Source organism: Sulfurospirillum sp. E15m, assembly GCF_059415145.1.
Genome location: NZ_JCAHZS010000001.1, coordinates 371,463 through 389,755 on the forward strand (window position 1 = coordinate 371,463; position 18,293 = coordinate 389,755).

General features: G+C 37.8%; 18 protein-coding genes. 12 read left to right on the forward strand and 6 right to left on the reverse strand.

Annotation, left to right across the window (positions count from 1 at the left end):
* Window positions 1-37 precede the first annotated feature (37 nt).
* The 5 genes from AC5SLP_RS01900 (at window position 38) to AC5SLP_RS01920 (ending at window position 4,968) form a co-directional block, all read left to right on the forward strand.
* The gene (locus AC5SLP_RS01900; RefSeq protein WP_495253440.1) at window positions 38-1,591 is read left to right on the forward strand and encodes a hypothetical protein; all 1,554 of its coding nucleotides are present in this window, start codon (window positions 38-40) and stop codon (window positions 1,589-1,591) included.
* 6 nt (window positions 1,592-1,597) lie between these two features.
* Window positions 1,598-2,212 (forward strand): guanylate kinase, encoded by a 615-nt coding sequence (gmk, locus tag AC5SLP_RS01905; RefSeq protein WP_495253441.1) that lies wholly within the window; start codon window positions 1,598-1,600, stop codon window positions 2,210-2,212.
* Window positions 2,213-2,298: 86 nt separating this feature from the next.
* Complete coding sequence (gene tatA, locus AC5SLP_RS01910) at window positions 2,299-2,526, forward strand: twin-arginine translocase TatA/TatE family subunit (RefSeq protein ID WP_495253442.1); 228 nt, start codon at window positions 2,299-2,301, stop codon at window positions 2,524-2,526.
* A 9-nt stretch (window positions 2,527-2,535) separates the two neighbouring features.
* Window positions 2,536-4,122, forward strand: coding sequence for an arginine--tRNA ligase (gene argS / locus AC5SLP_RS01915; protein WP_495253443.1), 1,587 nt, complete (start codon window positions 2,536-2,538; stop codon window positions 4,120-4,122).
* A gap of 144 nt (window positions 4,123-4,266) precedes the next feature.
* Entirely contained in the window at window positions 4,267-4,968 is a 702-nt protein-coding gene (locus AC5SLP_RS01920; protein ID WP_495253865.1) for a DNA/RNA non-specific endonuclease, read from the forward strand.
* Between the two features lie 18 nt (window positions 4,969-4,986).
* Here the strand turns inward: AC5SLP_RS01920 and AC5SLP_RS01925 are convergent, their stop codons facing one another.
* From AC5SLP_RS01925 to AC5SLP_RS01940, 4 genes are all read right to left on the reverse strand, one after another.
* On the reverse strand, window positions 4,987-6,891 hold the full coding sequence (locus AC5SLP_RS01925) for an EAL domain-containing protein (RefSeq protein WP_495253444.1): 1,905 nt from the start codon (window positions 6,889-6,891) through the stop codon (window positions 4,987-4,989).
* Window positions 6,891-7,346: a hypothetical protein gene (locus tag AC5SLP_RS01930; RefSeq protein WP_495253445.1), complete on the reverse strand. Its 456-nt coding sequence runs from the start codon at window positions 7,344-7,346 to the stop codon at window positions 6,891-6,893. The genes AC5SLP_RS01925 and AC5SLP_RS01930 overlap by 1 nt, the downstream gene beginning before the upstream one ends.
* On the reverse strand, window positions 7,346-9,241 hold the full coding sequence (locus AC5SLP_RS01935; RefSeq protein ID WP_495253446.1) for a TonB-dependent receptor plug domain-containing protein: 1,896 nt from the start codon (window positions 9,239-9,241) through the stop codon (window positions 7,346-7,348). The genes AC5SLP_RS01930 and AC5SLP_RS01935 overlap by 1 nt, the downstream gene beginning before the upstream one ends.
* Window positions 9,242-9,350: 109 nt before the next feature.
* Window positions 9,351-9,779, reverse strand: a complete 429-nt coding sequence (locus AC5SLP_RS01940) for a Fur family transcriptional regulator (RefSeq protein WP_495253447.1) — start codon at window positions 9,777-9,779, stop codon at window positions 9,351-9,353.
* A gap of 173 nt (window positions 9,780-9,952) precedes the next feature.
* Between AC5SLP_RS01940 and AC5SLP_RS01945 the strand changes: the two genes are divergently transcribed.
* Complete coding sequence (locus AC5SLP_RS01945) at window positions 9,953-10,981, forward strand: cytochrome-c peroxidase (RefSeq protein WP_495253448.1); 1,029 nt, start codon at window positions 9,953-9,955, stop codon at window positions 10,979-10,981.
* A gap of 55 nt (window positions 10,982-11,036) precedes the next feature.
* On the opposite strand, the gene nadD is transcribed toward AC5SLP_RS01945, so the two are convergent.
* Entirely contained in the window at window positions 11,037-11,918 is an 882-nt protein-coding gene (gene nadD, locus AC5SLP_RS01950; protein ID WP_495253449.1) for a nicotinate (nicotinamide) nucleotide adenylyltransferase, read from the reverse strand.
* Window positions 11,919-12,032: 114 nt separating this feature from the next.
* Here nadD and gap point away from each other — a divergent pair, with 114 nt between their 5' ends.
* From gap to AC5SLP_RS01980, 6 genes are read left to right on the forward strand one after another with little or no spacing between them, the layout of a single operon-like run.
* Complete coding sequence (gene gap / locus AC5SLP_RS01955; protein ID WP_495253450.1) at window positions 12,033-13,034, forward strand: type I glyceraldehyde-3-phosphate dehydrogenase; 1,002 nt, start codon at window positions 12,033-12,035, stop codon at window positions 13,032-13,034.
* A 14-nt stretch (window positions 13,035-13,048) separates the two neighbouring features.
* The gene (locus AC5SLP_RS01960; protein ID WP_495253451.1) at window positions 13,049-14,248 is read left to right on the forward strand and encodes a phosphoglycerate kinase; all 1,200 of its coding nucleotides are present in this window, start codon (window positions 13,049-13,051) and stop codon (window positions 14,246-14,248) included.
* Between the two features lie 2 nt (window positions 14,249-14,250).
* On the forward strand, window positions 14,251-14,964 hold the full coding sequence (locus AC5SLP_RS01965) for a triose-phosphate isomerase (RefSeq protein WP_495253452.1): 714 nt from the start codon (window positions 14,251-14,253) through the stop codon (window positions 14,962-14,964).
* A gap of 11 nt (window positions 14,965-14,975) precedes the next feature.
* The gene (gene fabI, locus AC5SLP_RS01970) at window positions 14,976-15,797 is read left to right on the forward strand and encodes an enoyl-ACP reductase FabI (RefSeq protein WP_495253453.1); all 822 of its coding nucleotides are present in this window, start codon (window positions 14,976-14,978) and stop codon (window positions 15,795-15,797) included.
* Between the two features lie 8 nt (window positions 15,798-15,805).
* Complete coding sequence (locus tag AC5SLP_RS01975) at window positions 15,806-16,771, forward strand: ABC transporter permease (protein ID WP_495253454.1); 966 nt, start codon at window positions 15,806-15,808, stop codon at window positions 16,769-16,771.
* Between the two features lie 22 nt (window positions 16,772-16,793).
* Window positions 16,794-16,946, forward strand: coding sequence for a hypothetical protein (locus AC5SLP_RS01980; protein ID WP_495253455.1), 153 nt, complete (start codon window positions 16,794-16,796; stop codon window positions 16,944-16,946).
* A gap of 76 nt (window positions 16,947-17,022) precedes the next feature.
* Here the strand turns inward: AC5SLP_RS01980 and nusA are convergent, their stop codons facing one another.
* Window positions 17,023-18,156 (reverse strand): transcription termination factor NusA, encoded by a 1,134-nt coding sequence (gene nusA, locus AC5SLP_RS01985; protein WP_495253456.1) that lies wholly within the window; start codon window positions 18,154-18,156, stop codon window positions 17,023-17,025.
* Window positions 18,157-18,293: the final 137 nt, after the last annotated feature.

The window sequence follows — 18,293 nt, forward strand, 5'->3', positions numbered from 1 at the left end:
TACAATGAGAGCTAATAATTCTCATTCAGGAGTGAGCATGCGCCTGTTACTACTCAATAACAATCCCGCTGTTTCAAGATTAATCAAACTTAGTGCTGATAAAGCAGGGTATGAACTAGACGAATTTGACGATTACGGTTTAGTTCCATTGGTTAATTATGATGTAGTAATGGTTGATAACGAACTCTACGACGAAGAAGCATTACAAGGGCTCTGTGAGCACACAGGATGCAATTATGTCATCTCCATTTGCCAAAGAGGTGCCCAAAAACCTGAAAGTGCCAATGTTGTTTTAGAAAAACCGTTTCTCCCAACCGATTTTTTATTATTGCTTGATAAAGTCAAAAATGTATTAAGTAGCCTGAAAAGCGAAGATGAAATAGATGGCAATGATGATGCCACATCACAAGATGCATTGCTTGAAGACTCAGTAGCCTTCGATATCGACCAAATTGATACACTAGACGATGATGAAAAAAATGAGATACCGCTTGGCAATGCAGCACCAAAAGAGGATGAAGAGGGCAGCAATGAGAATGACGTGGATGATCTCTCTCTTGCCTCGCTTAACTTTGAAGACTTAAGCCTTGATGACGATGATCTCCTTGATATGCCAAAAGAAGAGCTAACGGCACAAAGTAATGGTGAAGACCTTGACGTAAATGAGACCTTGGATGAACCATTAGAAAAAGCTCAAGAAGAAGATTTTAATTTTGATGAAGAGCCTGAAGAAAAATTATTAGAGAATGATGAAACTCAAGAAGCCTTGGATGAAGAAGTCTTGCATACGCCATGTGTCCTTGACAAAGATGATATCAATGAAGTGAAACAACTCCTTGATGATAATGATGCAGAAGAAGAACGTGAAGAACAAGAAGAGATCGTAGAGATGGCAGCACGTGCCAATGAAGATGACGATAAAGAGTTTTTCTTTAATGAGGTACCTGACGAAAACGATGAAATAGACAGTCTAGAGCTTCCAAGCTTTGAAGATAGTTTATTACTGGGTGATGATGAACAAGAAGATGCCCTAGATCTTCCAAGTTTGGAAGAATCTTTGTTAGATGAGGATAAATCATTAGACCTATCTTTAGAATCAGAAGATATAAATGTCACTGGAACGGCGGAAGCAGATGTGCAAGAAGATATGATTGATGCATTCGAAGATATTTTAAATGAAAAACCTAGTGAGGACGATGAGGATGAAGATTTGAGTTTTGGAGACGATGACCTTTTAATCCCTCAAGTTGATGTCGCAATGGAACTTCCTGCGGTAGAAGAAGAAATGACAATTCCACAAGTCGATGTTGCAGCAAGCAAAATTTTATCCGATACCTCTATTGATTCTTTAGATGATTTAAATGAAAATCTACTCAAAAGTGCTTTTGGTGAAGAGGTCGAAGAAGAATGCATTGATGTTGCTCCAGCATCAGTAGAGAAGAAACAAAATGAAGAGATAGAAGTGATTCGCGGTGAGATTGAAAGCAGTGTTGCGAGAAGCATTTCAGGGCTTGCTCAAAGTGATATTTTACGCGATGCCCTCAAAGGAATGCGCATCAACATCTCTATTACGTTTGATGATAAAGAGTAGAAACGCGTGAAAGGAAATATTTTAGTTATTTCAGGTCCAAGCGGAGCCGGAAAAAGCTCTTTAATGAAAGAGGTCCTGAAAACGATTCATGATTCGTATTTTTCTATTTCAAGTACAACGCGCGCAGTAAGAGAAGGTGAAAAAGATGGCGTGAATTACCATTTTATTACCAAAGATGAGTTTGAACAAGATATTGAAGCAGGCTTCTTTTTAGAGTGGGCAAAAGTGCACGATAACTATTATGGTACTTCATTAAAGCCTATTTTAAAAGAGTTGCATGAAGGAAAGTTGGTTATTTGTGATATTGATGTCCAAGGGCATAAAATAGCACGTGAAAAATTTGGTGATATGATTACATCGGTTTTTATAACAACACCCGATCAGAAATGTTTACAAGAAAGATTGATTAATCGTGGCACTGATCCAACAGAGGTTATTACCAAAAGATTAGCGAATGCGGTATCGGAAATGACACGCATTCGAGAGTATGACTATTTATTGATTAATGACGATTTAACGACAACGCTGCATGATTTGACTGCTATTGCGCTTGCTTCTCGAAAGAAAAGAGCTCTAATGGATTTAGGCGAATTTATTAACAACTGGGCAAATATCGATTAAGTCTTAGCATCTCATTTTTAGTTTATAAAAAAATGCTATAATGCCCGAACTTAAAGTTTACATGTAATTTCTTATAAGGAGAAAAAATGGGTCCAAGTGTTCAGCAATTGCTGATTGTTTTATTGATTGTTGTTTTGCTTTTTGGGGCAAAAAAAATTCCAGAACTTGCCAAAGGATTAGGTTCAGGTATCAAAAACTTTAAAAAAGCAATCAAAGAAGATGAAGAAGTGACAACAACTACGACAGATAAAGTTGAATCAAAACCTGATGTAACGGTAACAACGACAACAACAGACGAAAAAAAATCTGTATAAGGTTGGGTGTTGAAAAAATCGGTTACACGCGTTATTAAAGAGACACTACAAAGAGAGTTTATTTTAGAAAAGCCAAGTAATCTCTCTTTTGGCCACTATGCAACTCCCATAGCTTTTTCGCTCGCTAAAGAGCTCAAAAAATCACCTATCGCGATTGCAGAAGAGATTTGTACAAAGTTTGATACGAACTCTATTTTTCAAGCAGTGACGCCTATTAAAGGGTATATTAATTTTAAGCTGAGTGAAGCTTTTTTAGATCAATATGCCACATGGGCGATACAGCATGAATCTGAGTTCGGACGTGATGAATATCATGAAAGTATTTTACTAGAGTACGTGAGTGCAAATCCGACAGGACCATTACATATTGGTCATGCCAGAGGTGCCGTTATGGGCGATGCTTTGTATCGCATTGGTACACATTTAGGCTATAAAATTACCAGTGAATATTATGTCAATGATGCAGGTAATCAGGTCGATCTTTTAGGACTCTCTCTTTATTTATCGGGTCGAGAAAACATCCTTGGGTTAGAAGTTGCTTGGCCTGAAGAGTTTTATCGAGGTGAATATATTATCGATTTAGCACATGTCGCTAAGTCAGAGCTTGGTGAAGCCATTTTCCTGAGTGAAGAAAATATTAAAACACTCTCCGTTTGGGGTAAAGATAAAATGCTTGAGCTTATTCGCTCAAACTTAGCCGATGTGGGTATTGAGTTTGAACAGTTTGTCAGCGAAAAATCACTGTATGACAAATGGGATGAAAGCTTCAAAAAATTGCAAGAGAGTCACAAAACGTACGAAGAAGGCGGAAAAATTTGGATTCGCTCAACGGAGCTTGGCGATGAAAAAGATCGTGTCGTTGTGCGTGAAGATGGAAGACCAACCTATCTAGCGGGCGATATTATCTATCACGATAATAAATTCCAACGAGGGTATGATCATTATATCAATATTTGGGGAGCGGACCATCACGGGTATATTACACGTGTTAAAGCTGCGATCAATTTTCTCGGATACGATGAAACAAAACTAGAAGTTTTGCTTGCTCAAATGGTTTCACTGCTCAAAGGTGGTGAGCCTTATAAGATGAGTAAACGTGCGGGTAATTTTATTTTGATGAGTGATGTTGTGAGTGAAATCGGAAGCGATGCATTGCGCTTTGTATTTTTAAGTAAAAAATCAGACACGCATTTAGAATTTGATGTGGATGTTTTCAAACAAGAAGACAGCAACAATCCAATTTTTTATATCAATTACGCGCATGCTCGAATTAACCAAATTTTTGCAAAAGCAGAAAAAAATATTAGCGATGTTATCCATGTGAAACTTGAAAATATGAGTGAAGATGCGCAAAATCTTCTTTTCAGTGCGTTGCTTTTGCCTGAAGTCCTTGAAGATGCTTTTCAATCAAGACAAGTCCAAAAGGTGACAGAATATCTAAAAAATCTAGCGGCATCATTGCATAAGTTTTACAACGAAAATCGTGTTGTTGGTACGAATGAAGAAGCTAAATACCTTAAATTATTTGCTACTGTAGCGCTCTCATTACGTTTGGGATTAAAGTTGATAGGTATTACTGCTAAAGAAAAAATGTAAAAGCGTATGCGAAACTCATTACGTTTGAACATTGCCTTCATTACTTTTTTGATAAAAAACCCTAAAATATTTTTACTAGCTCTTCTTTTAGGAGGGCTAGTTTACTCCTACGAATTTTTTATTGCCAGAGACACCATGTCTTATATGGGAGTACCAAAGGCAACGGACTCCACAATAAAACATGCAACGCGCATTTTCCGAAATGAAGCTTACATGGTTGGATACTCTGATATAAAAGGCAATCCTTTATGGGTTGTGTACCAACTAAAACCCACACCAAAGGGTGCACACTCTCTGAAACGACCCGATAGTTTTAGTACTGATTGGCGAAATTTAGGCTTGGTAACACCGCAAGATTATACGAATAGTGGATATGACAGAGGTCACATGGCTCCCAATCATGCAATGGCAATGCTGCATGGCAAACAGGCACAAGAAGAAACGTTTTTAATGACAAATATAACGCCTCAAAAACCCTCTTTAAACCAGAAATTATGGCAGCAACTTGAAGTGATAGAATTAGAACAGTTCGCTCCAAAATTTAACGTGCTATGGGTGTATACTGGCCCACTTTTCACTACCAATCGTTCCTACCTTAAAAGCTCTTTTCATATTGAAATCCCTGAAGCCTTTTACAAAATATATCTTGGAATTGAAGACAATGGTTCGATAAAAGCATTAGCGTTCATTATTCCTCAAAAAGCTAAAATGCGAGATGCGTTGGAGAAGTATGTTGTCAGTATTGATGAAGTAGAACGACGCAGTGGATTTGACTTTTTTTATCGGTTAGATGATACCATTGAAGACGCACTTGAAAAAGAAGTTAATACAAAGAGCTGGTTTTGATTTTTACATGTAATGCTGTTAATCGTCTATTGAAGGGCTAGGAATTGAGAAGAAGACGCCTTGTGCATACTCAATCCCTAAAGACTGAATCATCTCATAAATCTTCTCATCGCTGACATATTCTGCAATCACTTTAATGTGTGCCTCTTTGGCAAATGCAACAATATTTTTTACCAATGAAAAAGAGATTTTATCGTCTAGAATTTTTTGAATGATCGTGCCATCAATTTTAATAAAATCCGTTTTAATCTCTGCAAGATAGATAAAATTGGAATAACCACTCCCAAAATCATCAATATAAATGGTGTAGCCTAGCTGTTTTAACATCAAAAGATTATTTTTTGCATCTTCTCTGCTGGTAATATCTTCTGTCTCAATGATTTCCAATCCCAGTCTAGGCGCAATATTCTTTTCTGCTGCGTAGCTCTTTAAAATGGAGAGAATGGATTCATCGATAACATCATGAGGATTGAGATTGACGCTAATATTAACATTTGGATGTGCTAATAATTGAAGATAGCAAATGTTCAAAACTTCTTTAGAAATATTGCGTAAAATAAACGTACCTTTAATGGTTGGGAGAATGCGATTGGGCAAAATCACATCGCCATTTTTATCAATAATACGAAGGAGTGCTTCATAATGGGAAAGCTCTTGCGTTTGAGAATGGATAATTTTTTGATAATAACACTGAATGCGATGATCTTCAATAGACTCTTTAATTTCATTGAGTGACATCGAAGTATTGTGCGTATTCTCATTTTCATCGTAGATTTCTATTCTGTTTCGCCCTTTTGTTTTAGCATTATAGAGTGCAATATCGGCTAGTTTAAAAGCTTCTTGGAAGGTCCGTGATTTGTGTGGCACAAGATTAATACCAATGGAAACGGTGACACGGATGGTTTCGGTTGGGGAGATCAAAAATTTATTTTCCTGAACAGCATAAAAAATGCGTTCGATGACATTTAAAGCGCTCAACTGGTCATCTCTATGGATTTTGGCTAAGATCAGGAACTCTTCACCTCCATAGCGTATGACCATATCATCTTTATGACGGATCGTAAGTAACATAGTACTGGCAATTTGTTTTAAAACGTGATCTCCCGTATCATGCCCGTAAGTATCATTGATTTTTTTGAAGTAATCAATGTCCAAGGTTGCGAGGATATAATCATTCAGGTTAATAAAATCTTCATATTTATGAAGGTAATTACGATTGTAAACACTGGTGAGTTTGTCGATAAAGGCACTTTTCCGAACAGCACTAAAACGCCTTGTCTGGATGATGACAAAGATAAGTATGGCAAAAATAACACACATCGCTCCCACAATGCCACTTTTGATCATATGAATGATTTGATTGATCTCTTCAATTTTGTGGATAGAAAAATCAATGGCTAAAATGAGTTCAACATTTCCTTGGCTTAAAATAGGTACCAAATAACTGATGGAGAGTTGTTGTAGAAGTGTGTGGCGAATAACAAGCGGCTCTTTTTTAACATAGATTTGCAGCCATTCAGGACTATCCACATCTAACTTTTGATCCAGCGCTGCCTTCTCTTCAGAAGTCGAAGCGTCGCTTAAAAATCGAAAAATGCCTCTGTCATCACGGTATAAAAGGTAAGCGTATTTAATGTGGGGCGTTAATAATGTTTTTAAACTCACTTCAATTTTATGCTGAATGAACTCATTGTTTTTAATATCGTCAATATAATTGGTCTGACCTTGAAAGAGGGATTCTATATAGCGTGCACTGTTATTGGTAATCGAGAAGACATCGGATGTTGAGATTTCGAAAATTTTGGCTTCAATACTCTTTTCAAGTCTAAGCGTTACCAGGAGTAAAAAAAATAAAATAGAGGTAATCACCACAATGGGGATGAGCAGATAAAAAGGATTTTTAAAAAGAGACTTCATGCGCATTAAAAATTCTCAACAAACTGGTCAAACGTTTTGGGTAGCTCGATTGCTTTTTCATCAAGTCTTTTTTGAATAAAAACAATGTTTGGTCTACTCTTATTCCAAAAAAGTGCTCCAAAATACTTATCATTTGTGAGAAGTTTGCGGTAGTTGTTGGTAAAGAAAAGGCGGTTCGCATTATCGCATAAGGACTCATTTTCAACATTTTTATTGACAAAAACGAAGTTGGCTGTTTCACATTTTGGACTGAGTGTAAAATATTTTGAATAGACTTTCTCTTCCATTTTTGAGATATGAGGAATAAAGAGTTTAATTTTCTCATGCAATGAAGCCGTAGCCACTTCAGCAATAATTTTTGCTTCCAATTCAACCTCTTTGCTATAAGGTTGAACCAAGAACGTATAATTTTCTGCAACTAAGAAGCTTAGAAGGGTGAATAAAAGGATAAACACTCTCATTAGAATACCCATCTTATAGAGAAAGTAACGCTTCGGTCGTTATCGTCCAAAGCAAAAAAGTGGGTTCCTAAATTGGTAAAATAAAGCGACTGCGTGGAGCGATCAAAAATATTATTCGCTTTAAGGCTGTAGCTCAAATCCTTTGTGGCATGATAGGTCACACCAAGGCTCATATCGAAGCTATCAGGAATGCTCAGTCCAAGGTAGTCATATCCATTGCGGCAAATAACAGAGGTAAAGTAATCAAACTTTTGGTACCCTCCCATGTATTTAATGTAGCCACCTTTGGTAGCGTTACTGAGGGTCTCACTAAGGTTTGAAGCATAATAATTAAGATGGATTTTGTCTCTATCGTTAAAGCTGTATTCGTAGTCAAAAAGAATGCCATTAGTTGTAATGGTATGATCAACATTGATGAAGCCAACGGGTGTGAGATAGATAAAATCATCAATGTTTACATGGTCGTAAGTGATACCAAATTTTGAATTACCTTCGGTATAAACGCCTTCAAGTGTGTAAAATCGGTATTGTTGTGATTTAAGTTTTGGCTTATTTTCATCGGCATAATCAACATTGTAAAACGAAGGCGCTAGGGCTGTTTGGGTATAAAAACTTTTAAATCCCCAATGTTCGGTAGGCGTATAGATAGCACCTACGCGTAACAAGGTTTCTGAACTGTCTTTTAAATAAGCATTTCGGTCATAGTAATCAAGCTTTGTGTTGGCAACTAAAATAAGATCGTCTCTGAGTTTATAACTGTCTTGTAACAATAAAGAAGAGATGGTCTCCTCATCAAAAGGACTAAAACGTCCTATATGACTGTTCGTATCACTTTCTCTGTTTTGGACATCGTACGTTTTATTTTTAACGTTAATGGCCGTAATAAAAGAGTTGTTTTCGACATCAAATGATTTTGAAAGATAGGCGTTGGTTTTGATAAAACGCAAATCCTCACTGTAACTTTTCGGACCATTAGGCCCATATTGAGAAAAGGTAATTAATGGAACAACAGCAATACCTTGGGTATTGGCTTCATCGTAACTGCGATCATTCACATCAACGGAGAGATTCGCTTTAAGCGATTTGTCGTCTAAAAAATAGTGGGTGTAGTTGATAAAAAAGTCTTTTGAGAGGCTTTTACCGCTGTTAGGGGTTGCATCAAATGCAAGACCCGTATAATTATTTTGAGAAATATCGGTATAGCCCATGTTAATTTTGGTGGTGTCGTTGCTAATATCCATATACACATAGTGCTTTGTGCCGTTACTGTTCAGTTTTTGGTCATTGTAGATGGTTGTTTTCTTGACTTTCTCTTGGTTGAGAAACATCAGGTAAGACCAGCCATTTTCAAAACTGGACGAGTTTGTAAAACTTTGGGAGTTTGCCCCTTTGGAAGTGATCCAGCTATTAATCTCTGAACTATTCTCTTTGAGCGCTGATTTGGTATAAATTCGTACAAAATAGATGCCTGTTTCATTGCCAAATGAAAAAGAACTCTCTCCATAATAAATCTCAACATGATCGACAAAATCTAACGGCAAATCGCCCCAAGAGAGCGATGTGGATTGATCGTAGCCTGAACTGATCTCATGATCATTAATAAAAAAACGGAAAAAACCGCTGGTAGTGGTTTTCGAACCGGTTAAGGAGTAATTTGTCAGTCCAAATTGGTTGGTATTGATGTTAAATAAGGGAAGTTCTTTTAAAATATCGTTGAGCTTGGTGTACTGCATCAGGCGAATCTCTTTTTGAGAATAGATGACCACATGCCCAATTTTTTCATTTACTGTTTGAAGAGAATTATCCGAAGTTGATTTATATTCTTGTAAGAGTGCATCAAGGGAGTCTGAAAAGAGAAGACTACTAACGAGCCCAAGCAGCAAAATAATCTTCATGACTGAATATAAAATCCTTACATGTAATTTATGAGAAATATTAGTATAGAAAAGTAGAGCTTAATAATCTCTATTGCTAGCAAACTCTAGATAGAGCGTATTTAGTATTTTAAAATAGTATATTACCAGAACTCTTTTGAGAGCATTTTTCACAAATACCATTCATAACGATAAAACTATGATTGATATGAAAACCACTCTGTGAATGGATTGCCTCCATAAGTGCTTTTGTTTCCACAAACATATCTTCAACACTGCCACATTCTGAACAAAGAAGATGGATGTGTGGCACTTTTTTAATTTCATACTGTTGTTTTTGATGTGGGAGTTTGACTTCTTCTAAAATATGAAAAGAGATTAAGTCGTTGATATTGCGGTAGAGGGTTGCTTTGGACATGGTAGGGTATTTGCGAATGATGGCGTCAAAAAGAGTGTCGATATCAATATGACCAAATGTCTCGATACAATTTAAAATTGCTAAACGTTGATGCGTTGATTTGAGATTACTTGCTTTTAAAACATCTTTAAACTTTTCCATAGCCCACAATCCTTCTTACATGTAAATAAGAATTTTATAGGAGCCGAACTTAATAAGATATTAACTATCCTATTTGAAAATATTTTATAATAGAAATAAATTCTAAATAGTATTAATTATTAATTAAGATAAAAATGCATATAATCTTTTTACAATCTTAAAAAGGAGAAGAAATGAAAATTTCTAAGGCAATTGGTCTTTGTATTGTGAGTACAACAGTCTTATTCGGTGCAAATAGCTTGGTGGATAAAGTGAAGCAAAATGCGATTGAAGCAATTCCTTCAAGTCAGTTAGAGGTTTTAAAATTAATAGATGACCCTAAGAATCCTATGACGGAAGCGAAAATTGAGTTGGGCAAAAAACTCTATTTTGACCCTCGTATGTCAAAAAGTGAGCTCATCAGTTGTAATACCTGTCATAACTTGGCACTTGGAGGAACCGATGGTATTAGTGCCGCAATTGGACATGGATGGACAGCCAATCCACACCATTTAAATTCTCCAACCGTTTACAATTCAGTTTTTTTTAAAGCGCAGTTTTGGGATGGCAGAAGTCCTCATCTAGCCGATCAAGCACAAGGCCCTGTTCAAGCAGGACCAGAGATGGCAGCGCCGCCTAAATTAGTTGAAGAGCGTATTAATTCTATTCCTGAGTACGTTGCAGCGTTTAAACATGCGTATGGCGACAGTGTCAAAATTACATTTGAGACAATTACCGCAACGATTGCTATTTTTGAAAAAACATTGATTACCCCTTCTCGTTTTGATGACTTTATGCATGGTAATGAAAATGCACTCAGTAAAGCAGAAAAAGAGGGCTTAGAATTGTTCATGGATAAAGGATGCGCAAGTTGTCATAATGGCATTGCTTTAGGCGGTACGATGCAACCGTTTCAAGTGGCAGGTAAATACAAATTCGCACAAGTGGGTGATTTTAAAGGGGATAAGAACGGTATGGTCAAAACCCCTACCTTACGAAATATCAGCGAAACAGCACCGTATTTTCACAATGGTGCTATTTGGACACTCAAAGATGCCATTAAAGAGATGGGAAGTGTTCAACTTGGGATTAGCATCAGTGATACAGAAAGTGCAAAGATTGAGACATTCTTGAAAGCATTAAAGGGAAGAAAGCCGGTTATTGTTTATCCTGAGCTTCCTGAAAGTACAGAAAAAACACCAAAACCAGACGCTAAGCTTTAGTGTATAGCGTAGCGTAGGCTCTTAGGCTTTGCCTAAGAGCCGTTATCAAATAAGGTTACTCTACGCCTCTTACTTTTTTCATCTCATCTTCTCGCTCTTTGAGGAAAAGTTCAAGATTGTATTTTTGGCGATATTGCGGTGTCATAAGATGAATAAGGATGTCTCCCATATCAATCACGGTCCAGTTATCATCAGCATCTACATTTAAAAAAGTTTCACCAGCACCTTTGAGTTCTGTTTTAAGATGGTCGAGTAATGAAAGACCATGTCTCTCACCCATTGTTGTGGCGATAATGACAGTGTTTACAAAATAGTCTTTACCACTCATATCAAATACTTGTACGTCTTCTGCTTTTTTATCACTTAAAGCAGTGACAATTCTTTCAATTCTATTATCCATTGGATTCCTTGTATAAAACGCTATCACTTCATTTTCGATGGCTTTGGGAAGAAATCTTCTATCTAAAAATGAGCGGAGCTTTGAAGAGCTGATATTAACATTAATTGGTAAAATTTTCAAGTCCTTTGGCGGAACAAAATCGCCGCGTCTTGCAACAACGATTTGAACCAAAGCGCTCAACTCATCGTATCGATTCCATTTGGGTAATGTTGCGTAACTATCGCTGCCGATGATTAAAGAAATCTTGGCACTTGGGTAGAGCTTTTTTACATGTAAAACCGTTTCAATCGTTGGAATTGGGCGTTTTTTGGCAATTTCATACGATGAGACTTCGACGTGGGGTACATGTTCAAACATTGCTTGTAGCCAACGGAAGCGTAGCAGAGCCGGTGCGCAAAAGTTCTCTTTAAATGGGCTAAGATAGGTTGGTACGACAATGAGTTTATCAATATCCAAGATTTTGAGTGCTTCATAGACTATTTTTTCATGACCTATGTGTGGTGGGTCAAACGAACCACCAAAAATCGCAATATGCAATGTGGATTCTCCAGTGCTTTAAACTTTTTTATACATCATTTTTGTTAAAATATTTTGCTTTTCTAAAACAGAAGCAAATAGACTAAAATGATTATTATATCAAAAGGAAAACCTATGGCACTCAAAATTGCTATAAATGGATTTGGTCGCATTGGAAGATGCGTTGCTAGAATTATTGATTCACGCGATGATGTTGAGTTGGTATGTGTCAATGATACAGCAGAACGCGCCACAACAAAACAGTTACTCAAATACGATAGTGTACATGGAATTTTCCAAGGAAATGTGGAATTACTCGAAAATGATTATATGCAAATGGGAAAAGCAAAGGTAAAAATGTTTTCAACACGTGATGCAAAAGAACTTAATTTTGCAGATTATGGTGTGGATGTTGTTCTTGAATGTACAGGAGCGCTTTTAACTCAAAAAGACATGCAAGTGTTTATTGACAATGGTATCAAAAAAGTCGTTCTTTCCGCTCCTGCAAAAGATGACACTCCAACGTTTGTCCTTGGCGTCAATGAAGATAAATACGCAGGTCAAACCATCATCTCGAATGCAAGTTGTACCACAAACTGCTTAGGACCAGTGGCTAAAATCTTAGATGATGCCTTTGGTATCGACAAAGGCTTGATGACCACCGTACACTCTTACACAAATGACCAAAATATTTTAGATGTAAAACATAGAAAAAATGATTTACGCCGTGCACGCGCTGCTGCTATCAATATGATTCCAACAACTACAGGTGCTGCAAAAGCAATTGGATTGGTTCTTCCTCATCTTAAAGGAAGACTCCACGGACAAAGTGTACGTGTTCCAACGCCTAATGTTTCTATGGTTGATTTAAACGTGCTTATCAAAAAGCAAACAACCAAAGAAGAAATTAACGCAATTTTGATGGAAAAAGCGCAAGGTGCTTTAAAAGGTATTTTAGAAGTAGATATTGAGCAAAGAGTTTCTCAAGATTTTGTTACCAGTTCATGGAGTTCTGTTGTTGCTGCTGATTTAACACAAGTCATTTGTGGCGACATGGTAAAAATTATGGCATGGTATGATAATGAATGGGGCTATTCGACACGTTTGATCGATATGGCTTTACATGTAAGTAAATAAAAGAAGGACAGGGAATGATTCGCTCTATTAGAGACCTCGATATTGCAGGTAAAAAAGTTTTTATTCGTTGTGATTTCAATGTGCCTTTAGATGAGTTTGCCAATATCACGGATGATAGACGTGTACGCTCAGCGATCCCTACGATTCGTTATTGTTTGGACCATGGTTGTGCTGTTATTTTAGCAAGCCATTTAGGTCGTCCCAAAGGTGTCGTGGATGAAAAATATTCACTCGCGCCCGTTCAAATGAGACTTAAACGTCTTTTGGACAAAGAAGTGGTTTTGAGCTCAGATGTCATTGGTAAAGATGCAACCGAAAAAGCAGAAGCTTTACAACCAGGAGAAATTTTACTGTTGGAAAATCTTCGTTTCAACAAAGGAGAAACCGCCAATGATGAAGATTTTGCAAAAGCACTTGCAGATATGGCAGAAGTGTATATTAACGATGCATTTGGTGTTTGCCATAGAGCCCATGCCTCAGTAGAAGCTATCACGCACTATTTTAATGAAAAAAGCTCTGCGGCTGGATTTTTACTTCAAAAAGAAGTTGAGTTTTCCAAAAACCTTCTTCGCCGTCCAACCCGTCCGTTTGCGGCAGTTGTTGGTGGTAGTAAAGTCAGCGGTAAACTTCAAGCCCTCATCAATTTATTGCCACGTGTTGATAAACTCGTCATTGGTGGCGGTATGGCGTTCACCTTTTTAAAAGCGCAAGGACTTGATATCGGTAATTCGTTGGTTGAAGATGAACTCTTAGATGAAGCCAATCGCGTCATGGAAGAGGCAAAACGCTTGGGCGTTAAACTCTATTTGCCGGTAGATGTCGTAGCGGCGCAAACCTGCTCACAAGATGCTACTATCAAATTTGTCACGGTTCAAGAAATCCCCAAAGGCTGGATGGGACTGGATATTGGACCTGCGACATCACGTCTTTTTAGAGAAGCCCTTGCCGATACCCAAACAATTCTTTGGAATGGTCCAATGGGCGTTTTTGAATTGGAAAAATTTTCCAAAGGCAGCTTTAAAATGTCTCACGACATTGCGCAAGCGCATGCAACCACCGTTGTAGGTGGTGGCGATACTGCTGATGTGGTCGCTCGTGCAGGCGATGCCGATGAGATGACGTTTATCTCAACAGGTGGCGGTGCTAGTTTAGAGCTCATTGAAGGAAAAGAACTTCCAGGTGTTAAAGTCTTAAGTAAAAGTGAGACTGAGTAAGCATGATTGTTGCTTCAAACTTTAAAACCAATTACACTAGGGGCAGAGCACGTACGTTTATACAGAGTGTTCAAGCGTATATGCACCAACACACCATTCATTCAGAAGTACGCATTTTTGCTCCGTTTACGGCGTTAGATAGCTATCCTGAAATTCGTTCTCTCAAAGTCGGTGCACAAAATTTCTACCCTGTACAGAACGGTTCATTTACCGGTGAAATAGGTTTTGAACAACTCGAAGAGTTTGGCATCAGTAGCGTTTTGATTGGACACAGCGAACGTCGCCATATTTTAGGAGAAAGTCAAAACTTTATCGCACAAAAATATGATTTCGCCAAAGCCAGAGAGACAGAGATTATCTACTGCATTGGCGAACCGCAAGAGATACGAGTGCAAGGCATCGATGCTGTTATGAGTTACCTGTGGGAGCAACTTGAAGGCATTGATATTCACTATGAAAAAATGGTGATAGCGTATGAACCTGTATGGGCGATTGGCACGGGTTTGACAGCGAGTTTGGAAGATATCGAAGAAGTGTTGGTACAACTTCGTTCTAAACTCAGTGCGCCTTTGTTGTATGGGGGAAGTGTTAAAGTTGATAATATTGAAGCAATTTTACATGTAAAAGCGTGCGATGGTGTTTTAGTTGGAACAGCAAGCTGGAATGAAGAAGCGTTTTGTAGCATGATTCAAATCGCGGATAGCGTTAAAAAATAAGGAGAGAAATTATGATTATGAAGGGCAAAAAAGGCCTCATCGTTGGTATTGCAAATAATAAATCCATTGCTTACGGCATTGCTAAAGCATGCATAGAACAAGGTGCAGAACTTGCATTTACGTATTTGAATGAACAACTCGAAAAAAGAGTTAGACCGATAGCGGAAGAGTTTGGATGCGATAAAGTGTATGAGCTTGATATTAATAATCCAGTCCACTTAGAAGCATTGACAGCCTCTTTAGAAAAAGATTTCGGCAAAATTGATTTCGTGGTTCACTCTGTTGCTTACGCACCGAAAGAAGCATTGACGGGCAAATTTGTTGATACCACCAAAGAAGCATTTGATATTGCTCTTGGCACATCTGCATACTCTCTAGTTGCATTATCACGTGCATGTTTACCTGTGATGAACGACAATGGCTCTATTCTTACCTTGACGTATTTAGGAGGACCTCGTTATGTACCTCATTATAATGTCATGGGTGTAGCAAAAGCAGCCTTAGAAGCATGTGTACGCTACCTTGCTGTTGATCTTGGAAGCAGAGGTATTCGTGTGAATGCCATTAGTGCAGGACCGATTAAAACTCTTGCAGCAAGTGGCATCGGCGATTTTAGAATGATTTTAAATTGGAATGAAGTGAACTCACCACTTCGCAAAAATGTAACAACCGATGAAGTTGGTAACAGCGGAATGTATCTTTTAAGTGACCTCTCTTCGTGCGTCACAGGCGAAGTTCACTACGTCGATGCTGGTTATAGCATTATGGGTATGGGTATGGACGAAACAGACGCAGAAGGACATACTGTACTTGCTTGGGATATGCGAAAATAAGGAATACAATGAGAGTAGTACTGCAAAAACTAGGTTATGTAGTACTGATGCTCTGCATTATTTCTCTGATCTCGTTTGGAGCGATTCATTTGGCTCCAAACTCTTTCTTTGCAAGCGGTGAACTCAACCCTAACATCACCCCTGAAGCACTTGAACAGCTCAAACACGTTTATGGACTCGACCAATCTTTAAGTATGCAATTTTTTGCATGGTTAAAAGCGATACTGCAACTTGATTTTGGCATCTCCTTTGCGAGTGGAAAAACGGTACGTACTGAGATACTACAGCGATTGCCTATTACACTTTTGATGAATGTTATTAGTATGGTTTTTGTATTTTTTCTTTCGATCTATTTTGGCGTCAAATCCGCGATGAAGCAATCTTTGACATACGATAAAAGCATTAAGCAAGTGGCTTTAATCAGTTATGCCATGCCATCGTTTTATCTTTCGTTGCTCTTGGTGCTTTTTTTTGCAGTTCAGTGGAAAATCTTTCCGATATCGGGGCTGCATTCTAATGACATAGCGCAAGGCAGTTATCGATACATCGTCGATATGGCATGGCATTTAGTGCTTCCTATTTTTGTTATGGTCTTTGGTGGGCTTGGGAGTTTGACATTGTATGTGCGAAGTTTAACGCTCAATATTCTTAAAAGTGACTATATCTTTTTTGCTAAGAGCAGAGGCATTGAAGGGAAAGCGCTTTTAATGCGGTTTATTCTTCCCAACCTCTCTCCTCCGATTATTACTATTTTAGGGCTTTCTCTACCAGGGCTTATCGGCGGTAGTGTTATTTTAGAGTCTATCTTCGCCATTAATGGTATGGGATTACTTTTCTACCAAAGCGCTTTAAGTCGTGACTATCCTGTGATCATGGGGATTCTTATTATCTCCTCTTTTCTCACTTTACTTGGCAATATGATTGCCGATTTGGTACTGAGTAAACTCAATCCTCACTTTAAACGAAGAGGATAAATCATTTTAAAAGGACACAATAATGAAAAATATTCTTTTAGCTTTAGTCACAATCTTGTTGATGAGTGGATGCGCAACATGGGGTGGCATTAAAAAAGATGCTAAAGATAGCGCTGAATGGACAAAAGAGAAGATTAATCATGGGGCGGAATACGTTAAAGAAAAGACAGAGTAAAATCAATCTGTAGAGCCTTATAAAGGGCATGAAGAAAATTTACATGTAAAGCGGAAGCTTTACATGTAAAAAGGTTTTATAGTCCGCCAAAAAGGTTTTTTAACGCATTTGGATTGCGTTCAATCTCTTCTTTAACTTGTGCTTCGTTAGTAGCGGTTGTATTTGCCGTAGCAGCTCCTGATTCATGAAGCTCAATCTCAACACCACACAGCATTGAGGTTAAACGAATGTTAATACCATTTTTACCAATTGCTTTTGATTTTTGATCACTTGGTAGCGTGACGATGGCTTTACCGTTTTGAAGTTTAACATTGGAAATAATCGCGGGAGCTAAAGCACGTGCGATGAAAATTTCAGGGACATTAGAGTATTCAATACAGTCGATATTTTCATTGTGTAACTCTTTGCTCACGGCATTAATACGTACACCTTTGGTACCAACGGTAGCGCCAACGGCGTCGATATTAGGATGCAATGAACTCAGGGCAATTTTTGCTCGCTCACCAGGAATTCTAGCGCTTCCGACAATTTTGATCATGCCATCTTTGATTTCAGGGACTTCAAGTTCTAAAAGAGATTCTAAAAATTTTGGACTGGTACGTGAGAGTTCAACATACATTCCTTGCGTTTTATCAATCATCACTTTACGAATCACACTTTTAACCACGTTGCCGACTTTAAATTTTTCACCTTTAATGCGGTTTTTACGTGGTAAAACAGCTCTGATTTCATCAATTTCTATATACGTCGTTTCATCATTGTCGATACGAACAACCGTTCCAAAAACTGTTTTACCAATAAGTTTTTGGTATTTTTCAAAAATATTGTTTTCTAGAAGGCGTTGAATATGATACTCTAGCTCTTTTTGAAGAGTTGCAGCGGCTGTTCTTCCCAAATTATCCAGTGGCAATTCATAAGTCAGCTCATCGCCGATTTCTACATCAGGGTCAATCTCTTTGGCTTCTTTAACAGCAATAAAATTTTCGTTTCCTTCTTGAAGCCTTATATCATCAGGTGTAACGACAATAACTTTTTGATAGAGTTTTAGTGTTTTAGTTGCAGGGTCGATTTCAGCATCGTATTCATACTCTGATCCATAGATTTTTTTAGCTGTTTTTACGAGCGCTAAAGTGACGGTGTTACGCACTTCATTGATATCTAACCCCTTTTCATGGGCAATGGATTCTATAATGTCTACAATTCTTTCCATAGGTGTCCTTAAAAAATTTAACGTATTTTATCTCAATTTAGATAGGTGTCGCAATGATGAAAATATCAAATACAAATCATGGAAATTTAAACGATTGCGAGATGAGGAAAGAGGATTATAGCCAAAATCTTCTTTTA

Bases quoted from the DNA above. Each gene is read 5' to 3' on its own strand.
- nusA (WP_495253456.1), bottom strand. From the start codon at position 18,156: ATGGAAAGAATTGTAGACATTATAGAATCCATTGCCCATGAAAAGGGG.
- AC5SLP_RS01975 (WP_495253454.1), top strand. From the start codon at position 15,806: ATGAGAGTAGTACTGCAAAAACTAGGTTATGTAGTACTGATGCTCTGC.
- AC5SLP_RS01900 (WP_495253440.1), top strand. From the start codon at position 38: ATGCGCCTGTTACTACTCAATAACAATCCCGCTGTTTCAAGATTAATC.
- AC5SLP_RS01980 (WP_495253455.1), top strand. From the start codon at position 16,794: ATGAAAAATATTCTTTTAGCTTTAGTCACAATCTTGTTGATGAGTGGA.
- AC5SLP_RS01920 (WP_495253865.1), top strand. From the start codon at position 4,267: ATGGGAGTACCAAAGGCAACGGACTCCACAATAAAACATGCAACGCGC.
- AC5SLP_RS01965 (WP_495253452.1), top strand. From the start codon at position 14,251: ATGATTGTTGCTTCAAACTTTAAAACCAATTACACTAGGGGCAGAGCA.
- AC5SLP_RS01935 (WP_495253446.1), bottom strand. From the start codon at position 9,241: ATGAAGATTATTTTGCTGCTTGGGCTCGTTAGTAGTCTTCTCTTTTCA.
- AC5SLP_RS01925 (WP_495253444.1), bottom strand. From the start codon at position 6,891: ATGCGCATGAAGTCTCTTTTTAAAAATCCTTTTTATCTGCTCATCCCC.
- AC5SLP_RS01940 (WP_495253447.1), bottom strand. From the start codon at position 9,779: ATGGAAAAGTTTAAAGATGTTTTAAAAGCAAGTAATCTCAAATCAACG.
- AC5SLP_RS01945 (WP_495253448.1), top strand. From the start codon at position 9,953: ATGAAAATTTCTAAGGCAATTGGTCTTTGTATTGTGAGTACAACAGTC.
- tatA (WP_495253442.1), top strand. From the start codon at position 2,299: ATGGGTCCAAGTGTTCAGCAATTGCTGATTGTTTTATTGATTGTTGTT.
- gap (WP_495253450.1), top strand. From the start codon at position 12,033: ATGGCACTCAAAATTGCTATAAATGGATTTGGTCGCATTGGAAGATGC.
- AC5SLP_RS01930 (WP_495253445.1), bottom strand. From the start codon at position 7,346: ATGAGAGTGTTTATCCTTTTATTCACCCTTCTAAGCTTCTTAGTTGCA.
- fabI (WP_495253453.1), top strand. From the start codon at position 14,976: ATGATTATGAAGGGCAAAAAAGGCCTCATCGTTGGTATTGCAAATAAT.
- AC5SLP_RS01960 (WP_495253451.1), top strand. From the start codon at position 13,049: ATGATTCGCTCTATTAGAGACCTCGATATTGCAGGTAAAAAAGTTTTT.